Annotated in this window: 10 protein-coding genes; 1 reads left to right on the top strand and 9 read right to left on the bottom strand. The window is 39.7% G+C overall.

Annotation, left to right across the window (positions count from 1 at the left end; translation table 11 throughout):
- Nucleotides 1-104: 104 nt before the first annotated feature.
- From GTH24_RS22435 to ribF, 9 genes are all read right to left on the bottom strand, one after another.
- Nucleotides 105-194: a hypothetical protein gene (locus GTH24_RS22435; protein ID WP_431311721.1), complete on the bottom strand. Its 90-nt coding sequence runs from the start codon at nt 192-194 to the stop codon at nt 105-107.
- A 535-nt stretch (nt 195-729) separates the two neighbouring features.
- A complete protein-coding gene (carB, locus tag GTH24_RS03100) occupies nt 730-3,957 on the bottom strand; it encodes a carbamoyl-phosphate synthase large subunit (protein ID WP_164525934.1) in 3,228 nt (1,075 codons plus the stop codon).
- Between the two features lie 17 nt (nt 3,958-3,974).
- A complete protein-coding gene (gene carA, locus GTH24_RS03095; protein ID WP_115350504.1) occupies nt 3,975-5,138 on the bottom strand; it encodes a glutamine-hydrolyzing carbamoyl-phosphate synthase small subunit in 1,164 nt (387 codons plus the stop codon).
- 434 nt (nt 5,139-5,572) lie between these two features.
- On the bottom strand, nt 5,573-6,394 hold the full coding sequence (gene dapB / locus GTH24_RS03090; protein ID WP_164525933.1) for a 4-hydroxy-tetrahydrodipicolinate reductase: 822 nt from the start codon (nt 6,392-6,394) through the stop codon (nt 5,573-5,575).
- Between the two features lie 223 nt (nt 6,395-6,617).
- Nucleotides 6,618-7,571 (bottom strand): 4-hydroxy-3-methylbut-2-enyl diphosphate reductase, encoded by a 954-nt coding sequence (ispH, locus tag GTH24_RS03085; RefSeq protein ID WP_072069462.1) that lies wholly within the window; start codon nt 7,569-7,571, stop codon nt 6,618-6,620.
- On the bottom strand, nt 7,552-8,022 hold the full coding sequence (fkpB, locus tag GTH24_RS03080) for an FKBP-type peptidyl-prolyl cis-trans isomerase (RefSeq protein WP_072069463.1): 471 nt from the start codon (nt 8,020-8,022) through the stop codon (nt 7,552-7,554). The genes ispH and fkpB overlap by 20 nt, the downstream gene beginning before the upstream one ends.
- Before the next feature lie 69 nt (nt 8,023-8,091).
- Complete coding sequence (gene lspA, locus GTH24_RS03075; RefSeq protein ID WP_072069464.1) at nt 8,092-8,607, bottom strand: signal peptidase II; 516 nt, start codon at nt 8,605-8,607, stop codon at nt 8,092-8,094.
- Between the two features lie 3 nt (nt 8,608-8,610).
- Nucleotides 8,611-11,421 (bottom strand): isoleucine--tRNA ligase, encoded by a 2,811-nt coding sequence (gene ileS, locus GTH24_RS03070; RefSeq protein WP_164525932.1) that lies wholly within the window; start codon nt 11,419-11,421, stop codon nt 8,611-8,613.
- 41 nt (nt 11,422-11,462) lie between these two features.
- Nucleotides 11,463-12,392, bottom strand: a complete 930-nt coding sequence (gene ribF, locus GTH24_RS03065; protein ID WP_115350507.1) for a bifunctional riboflavin kinase/FAD synthetase — start codon at nt 12,390-12,392, stop codon at nt 11,463-11,465.
- A gap of 430 nt (nt 12,393-12,822) precedes the next feature.
- Between ribF and rpsT the strand changes: the two genes are divergently transcribed.
- Complete coding sequence (rpsT, locus tag GTH24_RS03055; RefSeq protein WP_004248964.1) at nt 12,823-13,083, top strand: 30S ribosomal protein S20; 261 nt, start codon at nt 12,823-12,825, stop codon at nt 13,081-13,083.
- The last annotated feature ends 69 nt before the right edge of the window (nt 13,084-13,152 follow it).

The following is a 13,152-nucleotide window of genomic DNA, read 5'->3' as shown; positions in this document are numbered from 1 at the left end:
ATCCAAACTATCACAAAGAATAATTTAAAAGACAGGGTGCTTGTACCAAAACTCTGACAACTTGAAGAAAAATTGTGAGGGAGGAAACCTCCCCCACCAAACTATTAATGACACATCAAAATAGCTTGAACGACTGTATTTCCGTTACTAATGTTAAGCGAACATAATCTTTCACTGACAATTAAAGCAAACATAAGTACCGTCACACAGACAACCGTAATGCCAAATAAGGTTATTTTCGTCAATTTGATTGACTCCTTTCAATGAAGGAGGCAGAATCAAGTTGTGAGTTTGTGAGACTGCCTCGGATTTTATACCTAATAAAATTCGGGGCTTTTCTCTTTTTGGCTCTAGCGAAATGCTTGAACCAAAACGATCCAAGCACCCGCCAATATAGTAACAGAAATTTCTCTATCCCCTATACCTTTTCCGTAGCAAATAACAAATTTAAATCAATTAAAACAACACGTTACTTAACATCGTAAAATGATTTTCTCTTGACTCAAGCGACAAAAAAAGACAAAATCAACCCGCTAAAACAAAGAAATTAACTTATTTTATTTTCTTGACTCCTTACTTGAAAAAAAAGATCCGCACCCACCTCTTTGTTTTGCACTAGCCCCAAATAAATTTATTTGGGGCTGTCTTTTTTATATCAAATAGAAAAATAAAAAATCCCGAATACAAGTCTCCTCATATTCGGGATCATTATTACAACAACAAACAATCTTAAGATTTATTTATCTTTTTATGCATTTCTTGAACTGAGATAACACTTTCCGTAGGGTCCGCTGTTAATGACAGCGTTGTCGCAAACCCGCCATTTAACGTCGTGTCATAATGGACTTTATATCTTAATGCACTACGACGAATAATTTTAGAATCTTCAATGGCTTGACGACCAGAAGTTGTATTAACAATATAGTCATATTCACCATTTTTGATTCTATCTTCAATATGCGGCCGACCTTCATGAACCTTATTAACTAAGCGTGGGTTTATTCCCGCCTCACCTAATACAATGGCTGTACCATGTGTAGCATCTAATTCAAATCCACTTTTTAGTAATTTCGTTGCTAAATCAACAACTCGCTTTTTATCACCAGCACGCACAGAAAGAAGTGCTCTGCCTTTTTTCTTCATGGTAGAACTGCTGCCTAACATCGCTTTAGCAAAGGCTTGAGCAAAGGTTGCACCGACGCCCATCACTTCACCGGTTGAACGCATTTCAGGTCCTAAAATCGGATCAACACCTGCAAACTTATTGAAAGGTAAAACCACCTCTTTTACAGAGTAATAAGGTGGAATAACTTCTTTTGTAACTCCCTGCTCTTCAAGGCTTTGACCAATCATGACACGCGCAGCGACTTTGGCTAATGGCACACCTGTGGCTTTTGACACAAAAGGTACGGTACGAGCAGCACGAGGATTAACTTCGATAAGGTAAACATCGTTACCTTTCACCGCAAATTGTGCATTCATCAACCCTTTTACACCTAATTCAAACGCAAGTTCACGGACTTGCTTACGCATCACATCTTGAATTTCTTGGCTTAGGGTATAAGCAGGCAATGAGCAAGCAGAGTCACCAGAGTGAACACCCGCTTGTTCGATATGCTCCATAATGCCGCCAATCACGACTTGCTTACCGTCACAAATCGCATCAATATCGACTTCAATTGCATCATCAAGAAAACGGTCTAACAACACTGGCGCATCGTTTGACACACTCACTGCGGTTTGGAAATAGCGACGTAAATCGACTTCATCGTAAACAATCTCCATTGCGCGTCCACCAAGTACATAGGAAGGACGAACCACCAATGGATAACCAATCAATTGTGCTTTTTCTACTGCTTCTTCTAAAGCAGTCACCGTGGCATTTTCAGGCTGCTTTAGCCCTAATTTATCAACTGCTTTTTGGAAACGCTCACGATCTTCTGCTTTATCAATAGCATCTGGCGTTGTGCCAATAACAGGCACGCCTTCAGCTTCTAGTGCTCTTGCTAATTTCAGTGGGGTTTGCCCACCATATTGCACGATAACCCCTTTTGGTTTTTCGATACGTACAATTTCAAGTACATCTTCTAATGTGACAGGTTCAAAATAGAGTCTGTCAGAAGTATCGTAATCTGTTGAAACTGTTTCAGGGTTACAGTTCACCATAATGGTTTCGTAACCGTCTTCACGCAACGCAAGCGCGGCATGAACACAGCAATAATCAAATTCTATTCCTTGCCCTATACGGTTTGGTCCACCACCTAAGATCATGACTTTAGGTTTATCTTGATGTGGATTTGCCTCGCACTCTTCTTCATAAGTCGAGTACATATAAGCCGTATCCGTAGCAAATTCTGCTGCACAAGTATCAACACGTTTATAGACCGGATGGAGCTGATATTGCTCTCGTAATTGACGAATAGCGTGCTCTTTTATATTAAGTATTTTAGCTAAACGTGCATCAGCAAAACCTTTACGTTTTAACTGATGTAAGAAATCAGCACTTAAGCCTTTTATACCAACTTCGCTGACTTTTTCTTCAAGGCGAACGATTTCTTCTATTTGAACTAAAAACCAGCGATCAATATTGGTGAGGTTAAAGACGCCATCAACGGATAATCCCGCACGGAAAGCATCTGCGATATACCAAATTCGGTCAGAGCCTGCTTCTTTTAGCTCTCGACGGATCTTGGTTAATGCTTCTGGGTCGTCTAAATCGACTTTAGGATCAAAACCTGTCGCTCCCACTTCGAGGCCTCGTAATGCTTTTTGCATAGATTCTTGTAGCGTTCTACCAATTGCCATCACTTCGCCAACAGATTTCATTTGCGTTGTTAATCTGTCATTGGTTCCTGCAAATTTTTCAAAGTTAAAGCGAGGAATTTTTGTCACAACATAATCTATTGAAGGCTCAAAAGAGGCAGGTGTTCTCCCTCCAGTGATGTCATTCATCAGCTCATCGAGGGTATAACCTACCGCTAATTTTGCGGCAACTTTAGCAATTGGAAAGCCTGTTGCTTTGGATGCCAAGGCAGAAGAACGTGACACCCGAGGATTCATTTCAATAACAATCAAACGTCCTGTTTTCGGATCAACGGCAAACTGAACGTTAGAACCGCCTGTTTCAACACCTATTTCACGTAATACCGCCATCGAGGCATTACGCATAATTTGATATTCTTTGTCAGTCAATGTTTGCGCAGGTGCAACAGTAATGGAGTCCCCTGTGTGAATACCCATTGCATCAAAGTTTTCAATAGAACAAACAATAATACAGTTATCATTTTTATCGCGAACGACTTCCATTTCATACTCTTTCCAGCCAATCAATGATTCATCAATTAATAATTCATTGGTAGGTGATAAATCTAAACCACGAGTACAAATTTCTTCAAATTCTTCACGATTATAAGCGATACCGCCCCCCGTACCGCCCATAGTAAATGATGGACGAATAATACAAGGGAAGCCAACTTGTTGTGCGACCGCAAACGCTTCATCAAGGTTATGTGCAATACCTGAACGTGCTGTATCTAAGCCAATTTTTTTCATCGATTTATCAAAGCGTTGTCTATCTTCTGCTTTATCAATCGCATCAGCGGTTGCCCCAATCATGGTGACACCAAACTCAGCTAAAACACCTTGACGCTCCAATTCTAAAGCGCAGTTCAGTGCTGTCTGTCCGCCCATTGTCGGTAATACTGCATCAGGGCGCTCTTTTTCAATAATCTTTCTCACAACTTGCCAGTGAATAGGCTCAATGTACGTTGCATCAGCCATTTCAGGATCGGTCATAATGGTTGCAGGATTTGAATTTACCAAAACAACTCGATACCCCTCTTCACGTAAAGCTTTACATGCTTGAGCACCTGAGTAATCAAATTCACACGCTTGTCCGATTACGATCGGCCCTGCACCTAAAATCAGGATTGTTTTGATATCTGTTCTTTTAGCCATTTTCTTTCGCTCCTGATTTATTTTGTTGTTACTGATTGCAGGTTTTGACGATATTGCGCGATAAGCTCGATAAAGTGATCAAAAAGAGGTGCAGCATCATGTGGCCCAGGGCTGGCTTCTGGATGGCCTTGAAAACTGAATGCAGGTTTATCTGTGCGATGAATGCCTTGTAAAGAACCATCAAATAGAGATTTATGTGTCACACGTAAATTGGCAGGAAGAGAGGTTTCATCAACGGCAAATCCATGATTTTGCGCTGTGATCATCACCGTATTTTTATCTAAATCTTTAACAGGATGGTTACCACCATGATGCCCAAATTTCATTTTGATGGTTTTTGCACCGCTGGCTAATGCTAAAAGCTGATGACCTAAACAGATGCCAAAGAGAGGAATATCGGTTGTTAAAAATGTTTGAATGGCGTTAATGGCATATTCGCAGGGCTCTGGATCCCCGGGACCATTTGAAAGAAAAATACCATCAGGTGAAAGTGCTAAAACATCTTGCGCAGGTGTTTGTGCTGGTACAATGGTAACTCGACACCCTCTATCCACCAGCATGCGTAAAATATTACGTTTCACACCAAAATCATATGCCACAATATGCAATGGCAATTCATCTACTGATTTTGCTTTGGGTAACTCACCTTTTAATGTCCAACTTCCTTGAGTCCACTGATAAGGCTGTTTCACTGTCACCGTTTTTGCTAAGTCCATTCCTTTTAAACCAGGAAATGATCTGGCCTTTTCGAGAGCTTGTTGAGTATCAAGATGATTGCCTACGATAATGCAACCGTTTTGCGCACCTTTTTCTCTCAATAAGCGCGTTAGCTTGCGTGTATCAATATCTGCAATCGCAACGATATTATGGCGTTTAAGATAATCAGATAATGTTTCTTGTGCACGATAGTTGCTCATCACTAATGGTAAATCACGAATAATTAAGCCTTGAGCATGAATGGTTTCTGATTCTTCGTCTGAATGATTAACGCCGGTGTTGCCAATGTGGGGATAGGTGAGAGTAACAATTTGTTGAGAGTAAGACGGGTCGGTTAGTATTTCTTGATAACCAGTCATTGAAGTATTAAAAACGACTTCACCGATGGCGGCGCCTTCTGCGCCAATCGACTTGCCGTGGAATTCGGTCCCATCTTCTAGAACCAGTATAGCTGATTTAATCAAAACGCCCTCCAGAGAATAATAAATCACATTTCATGCATATTAATTCAGATTTAAGACTCTAAATCAATGCCAAAAACATAAAATTGGGCAAATTTTTGGCAAATTGGGCGCATTCTAAAGATCGAATGGACAGATGTCTAGAAAAAACACCTTTTTAATTAAAAAAATATCAATCATTAGCAATTTAATCAACCAAGTGACAATTAATATAACAAATCTTGCAAATTTAACCGTTTGCTTACCAAGATAATTTAAAAATGAGATTTTAAAAGAAAAAATAGAAGAATTGCGTCTGTTTTTAGAAAAAAAACAGAAAATATAAGAGATAAACAATATAAATAAGAAAGAAGAGAATAAAAATAATAAATGTAATAAAAAAACTCATAATTAAAAAAATAATCATGAGTTTTCAATTAATTATAAAAAACAATAAATCACAAATCCTCTAAAGAAAGAACATCTTTAATATTATATAAACCTGATTTTTTAGAGCTTAACCAAATAGCTGCCTTTACTGCACCATTTGCAAATGTCATTCGACTAGAAGCTTTGTGGCTTATCTCGACTCTTTCGCCAATATCGGCAAAAATCGCAGTATGTTCACCCACAATATCACCTGCACGAATAGTAGCAAAACCAATACTTTTAGGGTCACGCTCTCCCGTATGCCCTACTCGCTCATAAACGGCACACTCTTTAAGATCACGACCTAATGCATCTGCAATAGATTCACCCATTGCTAATGCTGTACCTGATGGTGCATCAACCTTATGGCGATGGTGCGCTTCTACAATTTCAATATCACTGTAAGACCCCATCACTTTAGCGGCTTTTTCAAGTAATTTAAGCACCAAATTAACACCAACACTAAAGTTGGCCGCAAACACAATAGGGATGATTTTTGCTGCATCATCTATGGCTTTCTTGCCTTCATCATCAAAGCCTGTCGTACCGATAATCATGCCTTTTTGTTGTTCTACACAAAATTCAATATGTGAAAGCGTGCCTTCTGGACGTGTAAAATCAATTAATACATCAAATGCATTAGCTTGTGCTAATAAGTTATCAGTTACTGTGACACCGATATGACCAATGCCAGCCAACTCGCCCGCATCTGAGCCAATTAATGAAGAATTTGTACGTTCAAAAGCAGCACCTAGCACAGTTCCTTCTTGTTGAGAAATTGCCTGAATTAATTGGCGTCCCATGCGTCCACCAGCACCTACAACAGCAAGACGAAGTTCTTTTGCAGACATAACTAAATTTCTCCTTAACAATGCTTATGATCTCTATTTATTATTTACAGATTAGCGATGTCATCCGTTTGATGCCAGTATTTAACGTTCTAGATAAGAAAAACACACCAAACAGCGCTAATTATCAGTAAAAGAGATGAACAGCATGATTATTCATTTAACTTTAGATATAAAAAAAGCAGAGATTTAAACTCTGCTTTAAAAACCACGCTTTCTAGATGTCTTATTCGATAACTTTATAGTCAAGTCGAAGTTCTTTAGGCACTTCAAAAACAATATTTTCTTCACGTCCTGATAGTTCAATCACTTCATCAGCACCAAAGCTTTTTAGACGCTCTAATACTTGCTGTACTAAAATATCAGGGGCAGAAGCTCCTGCAGTCACTCCGACAATATTGACATTAGTCACCCATGACTCATCAATATCTTCAAAGCTATCGATAAGATAAGAAGGTTTTCCTGCACGCTGAGCCAATTCTGCTAAGCGGTTTGAATTTGATGAGTTCTTAGAACCAACAACAAAAACAACATCTGCTTTTTCAGCAAGTTCTCTCGCCGCTTCTTGACGATTGGTTGTTGCATAACAAATATCATCTTTACGTGGCCCAATAATTTTGGGAAAACGTGCATTTAAAGCATCAATAACTTCAGATGTATCATCTACAGAAAGTGTCGTTTGGGTCATAAAACAAAGGTTGTCTTCATCTTTGACTGTTAATTTCCAGACATCAGCAGGAGACTCAACTAAATACATCCCTCCTTCAGGGTTATTGTATTGCCCCATTGTACCTTCAACTTCGGGATGCCCTGCATGACCGATTAGTATCGCCTCTTTACCTTTACGGCTAGCTCTAGCTACTTCCATATGAACTTTAGTTACTAATGGGCAAGTTGCATCATAAAGCATCGTTAAATTACGTGAACGAGCCTCTTGACGAATAGCTTGAGAAACACCATGAGCCGAAAAAATTAAAATCGCGTTATCGGGTACTTCTGAAATTTCTTCAATAAAGATAGCGCCACGTTCGCGTAAATCGTTAACTACATAACGGTTATGAACCACTTCATGACGAACATAAATAGGTGCGCCATAGATTTCCAGAGCGCGGTCAACAATGCTGATAGCTCGGTCAACACCCGCACAAAAGCCTCGTGGGTTAGCCAGCAGTATTTGCATGTGTTGTTTCCTCCTCAGGATTGATGCTGACAACTTCAATATCAAATGTCACTTCTTCTGACGCTAATGGGTGATTAAAATCAACCGTGACAGAATCTTCAGTGACATTTTTTACAATGCCCGGCATTTCACTTCCATTCATTGCTGTAAATAGCATGATTGTGCCCGCTTCTGGCACCCCAGACTCTGCAAAGTCAGAAGGCATAAAGTATTGGATCAAGTCAGGGTTGTATTTACCAAAAAGATGTTCGCCCGCAAGCGTAAAAGTTTTTTTATCTCCCGTTGATAACCCCAATAATTCAGCTTCTAAGGCTGGCGATAAACTTTCATCACCTAAACGAAAAAGAGCCGGTTTACCATGTGCTTGCGTAGATTCAGCAACAGAGCCATCGGCTAATTTTAAAGTGAAATTCAGCAATACCGCACTATTGTTGAGTACCTGCATAACCATACTAATACCTTCTATTAAGCGTAACCCCCGCCATAAGGCAGGGGTTATTTTAGTTAACTCATTATCTGATTACTTTTGCTTTTTTGTATCTTGCGGACTGGCATTTTTATCAGGGAAAAAGCTTTCAATGATAATAAGTCCCGCACCAATACAAATACCCATATCAGCAATATTAAAAGTGGGCCAATGCCAATCTCCGACATAAACATCAAGGAAATCGATAACAAACCCGTGGATCAGACGATCAGAAAGATTACCCAATGCTCCGCCAATAATAAGCGCATAAGCAATGTTACTTAGTTTGGCGTTCGCTTTATTTTTATACATCATTACTAATAAAGTAATGCAGATTGCTAATGCAATCAGTGCAAAAAACCAACGTTGCCATCCCCCTTTATCCGCTAAAAAGCTAAAGGCAGCACCATAGTTATGTGCGTAAGTGAAATTGAAAAAAGGCATCACAGCAACAGATTCATACAGACGAAATGTCTGCATGAAATACTGTTTTGTTCCTAAATCCAACACCACTACAGCAATTGCTAACCACAACCAGCGTAAACCTGTAGAGCAAAGTGTTTTCTTCATTAATTAAGCAAACTTACGTTCTTCACCGTTACCGGCTACGTTAGTAACACAGCGTCCGCATAATTCAGCGTGTTCCGCTACTTGACCGATATCTGTCGCGTAATGCCAGCAACGAGGACATTTTTCGCCATCTGCTTTATTAAAGGCGATTTTTAAACCCGCCATATCAGAGGCTAATGCTGTTTCTGGTGCTTCACTAATATCTGCTACTGTCGCTTGAGATGTTAATAAAACAAAACGCAGTTCATTACCTAATGCATTTAATTTATCTGCTAAAGCGTTATCTGCATACAGTGTGACTGATGCTTCTAAAGAACCACGTAGTTGTTTATCTGTACGAGCTTGCTCTAACACTTTATTGACTTCACCACGAACAGCCAGTAATTCAGCCCAGTAATCGTCATTTAAGGTTTCTGATGCATCTAAACCAAATAAATCGGTATACCACTCTTCAGTTAAGACATATTTTGCTCGCTCACCTGGCAGTTCATTCCAAATTTCATCAGCAGTGAATGACATAACTGGCGCCATCCAACGGACTAATGCTTCACTGATATGGAATAATGCTGTTTGGCAACTACGACGAGCAACACTGTCGCTTTTCGCAGTGTATTGTCTGTCTTTAATGATATCTAGATAGAAAGAACCCATTTCCACTGAGCAGAATTGCATTAAGCGTTGAATAACATTATGGAAATCATAGTTTTCATAATGTTTTAAAATTTCTGCTTGGGCAGCTTGCGCACGCCCCACAGCCCAGCGATCTAACGTGACCATCTCTTCTGGTTTAACTTGATGTTTTGCAGGATCAAAACCATTCAAGTTTGCTAAGAAGAAGCGTGCAGTATTACGAATACGACGATAAGTATCCGCAGAACGTTTTAAGATCTCATCAGATACGGCGATTTCACCTGTATAATCTGTTGAGGCAACCCATAAACGTAAGATATCAGCACCCAATTTATCCATCACATCTTGAGGACTTACTGTGTTACCGATAGATTTAGACATTTTACGGCCTTGTCCATCTACGGTAAAACCATGTGTTAATACTTGGCGGTAAGGTGCTTTACCTTTGATTGCCGTTGAGATCATCAACGAAGACATAAACCAACCACGATGTTGGTCAGAGCCTTCTAAATACATATCGGCTGAATTACCATGGTATTCTGAGCGAGCATCAACGACGGTTGAGTGTGTTGATCCTGAGTCAAACCATACGTCCAGCGTATCTGGTGTTTTCATGTAATCGTCAGCTTCATCACCCAACACGTCACGAATATCTAAATCCCACCATGCTTGGATACCGCTAACTTCAACACGTTTTGCAACTTCTTCCATCAACTCTAAAGTACGTGGATGTGGCTCTTGTGTCTCTTTATGAACAAACAGAGACATTGGAGTACCCCAAGTACGTTGACGAGAAATACACCAGTCAGGGCGGTTTTCAACCATTGACTCAATTCGTGCTTGACCCCAATCAGGTATCCATTTAACACCCTTGATCTCTTTTAATGATTGTTGACGCAACCCATTTTTATCCATGCCAATAAACCATTGAGGTGTTGCACGGAAAATAACTGGAGTTTTATGTCTCCAACAGCAAGGATAACTGTGCTGCATCGCTTCGTGATGTAACAGAGCACCTTTTTCTTTTAGCAATTCAACGATGACATCATTCGCTTTAAAAACAAAAACACCGTCTAATATTGGGTAAGTGCCAGGTAAATAACAACCATTTGGCCCAACAGGGTTTGCAACTTCTAAACCATATTTTTGACCAACCACAAAGTCATCCGGACCATGGCCTGGTGCAGTATGAACAGCCCCTGTACCTGCTTCTAAAGTAACGTGATCACCTAAAATAGCAGGAACATCAAAGCCCATAAATGGATGATTAAAGCGCAACAATTCTAGATCTGTACCTTTACATTCACCTAAAACAGCCCAGTCAGTTACGCCAATACGTTTCATCACATATTCAACAAGATCAGCAGCTAAAATCACACACTCATCATTAAATGAGACTAAGGCATAATTAAATTCTGCATTTAAGGCGATAGCGCGGTTAGCAGGTAATGTCCAAGGCGTTGTTGTCCAGATAACCAAAGAAATTGGTTTATCTGTTGCTGAGCCAAATTTAGCAGCAACAGCTTTTGAATCTACGGCGGTGAAACGCACATCAATAGAAGGGGATGTTTTATCGTAGTATTCGACTTCTGCTTCAGCCAATGATGAGCCACACGCGGTACACCAGTGAACAGGTTTAGCGCCTTTTAATAGGTGACCATTTGCAATGATACGCGCTAAAGCACGGATAGTATTCGCTTCGGTTTTATAATCCATTGTGAGATAAGGTTTATCCCAATCACCCAAAACACCTAAACGAATGAAATCTTTTTTCTGTGCTTCAATTTGTTCGTAAGCGTATTTACGACATTCCTCGCGGAATTGTGCTGCAGATATTTTCTCTCCTGGTTTACCTACGATTTGTTCAACTTTTAGTTCAATAGGTAATCCATGACAATCCCATCCTGGAATGTACGGAGAATCAAAGCCTGACAGCCCTTTGGATTTAATAATAATATCTTTGAGAATTTTGTTTACTGAGTGACCAATATGAATATTGCCGTTGGCGTATGGAGGGCCATCATGCAAAATAAATGTTTTTTTACCACTTTTCGCCTGACGAATAGCTTGATACAAACCTTCTTTGTACCAACGTGATAACATCTCTGGCTCGCGCTTTGCTAAATCCCCGCGCATAGGGAACCCTGTTTCTGGTAAGTTCAGGGTATTTTTATAGTCACTCATTCGATTCTCAGTTCCAATTTTCCGCTAGTTTATGACTCCGACTACTGTGATAAAAAATCCCTAGCAGTAGCCACATCATCTGCGATTTGCTGCTTCAATGCATCCAATGATGCAAATCGCTGTTCATTACGCAATTTCTTTCGTAACACAACATCAATACAACGTCCATATAAATCCATATTAACGTCGATTAAATGAACTTCTAATTGTACGCCTTTTCCTTTTACAGTTGGACGACTTCCGATATTTGCCACACCTGGCAAAGGTAATTGATTATCTGATAAATAGACATCAACGGCATAAACACCTTTCACTGGTGCAACTAAGCGCTTCATTGGAATATTGGCTGTCGGAAAACCAATAGTTCTACCCAATTCATTACCATGAACAACTCGTCCACAAACACTATAAGGGTGTCCAAGGAGTGATTCAGCAAGAACTAAATCATCATTGAGTAACGCTTCTCTTACTGCGGTGCTACTGATACGTAACCCTTTATCGCAATAACTTTCTGTATTTGCGACGTCAAATCCATACCGAACACCTGCTTGTTGTAAAAAATGGAAATCACCTTCACGATTTTTGCCAAAGCGAAAGTCATCACCAATAGCAAGAAATTTCACCCCTAATTTATCGACCAGTAGAGATGAAACAAACTCTTCGGGTGTTTGTGCCGCAAATTGTTTATCAAATTTGACACACAAAAGGTAGTCAATACCGCATTCAGCCAAATACTTTATCTTATCTCGTAAACGAGTCAGACGTGCTGGTGCTTTTTCTGGTAAAAAAAACTCAAGTGGTTGAGGCTCAAATGTCATCACAACCGTGGGTAATCCTCTCTGTGAGGCTTCTTGCTTCAAGTGTTTCAATAATGCCTGATGGCCTCGATGGACACCATCAAAATTCCCAATTGTTAAAACGCAACCATGATGTAGCGCTCTAATATTCTGTATACCGCGAATTAGCTCCATAACTGGCTCAATACCGTGGAAATTATTGGATTATACCTTGTCAAAGGCTTGAGAGTAACCCAATATATCAATGTTTATTGATGAGTAATATCTCGACAAGTCGATTCACTGTTGTTCTTAAATTTGATTGCTCACATCAAACAAAAATGGACTATCACTCGCTTCTTGGTTATAAAATCGCATAAAATCAATCGTAGATCCTCTTAGAATCTATTATTTATTACTCATATACACGATTTTGATGATTTTTTCACTCAAAAGACTGTATTCTACCCGCCTTAACTGATAAAATCTTGCGCCATCACAACGAAACAAGTGTCGCGTACAACGACGCTAATTTTGTATAAATCCATTGACAAACTTAGGTTGAAAAGGCATATTCCTTCACCTTTGTATTTGTCCTCGCTAGAATATATTTGGGAGTTGGAACTTGGCTAATATCAAATCAGCTAAGAAGCGTGCGGTTCAGTCTGAAAAGCGTCGTCAACACAACGCAAGCCGTCGTTCTATGATGCGTACTTACATCAAAAAAGTATACGCAGCAGTTGCTTCAGGTGATAAAGAAGCAGCACAAAAAGCATTTAATGACATGCAACCGATTGTTGACCGTCAGGCAACTAAAGGCTTAATTCATAAGAATAAAGCAGCACGTCATAAAGCTAATCTGCAAGCACAAATCAAAGCAATGTAATATTTGCTTTCTTGTGTTATAAAAAACCGGCTTATGCCGGTTTTTTGTTTTCTGCTTTTTAACCATACT

Origin of the sequence: Proteus vulgaris (assembly GCF_011045815.1) — a bacterium.
Taxonomy (GTDB): domain Bacteria; phylum Pseudomonadota; class Gammaproteobacteria; order Enterobacterales; family Enterobacteriaceae; genus Proteus; species Proteus vulgaris_B.
This window is presented reverse-complemented; position numbering and strand designations above follow the sequence as displayed.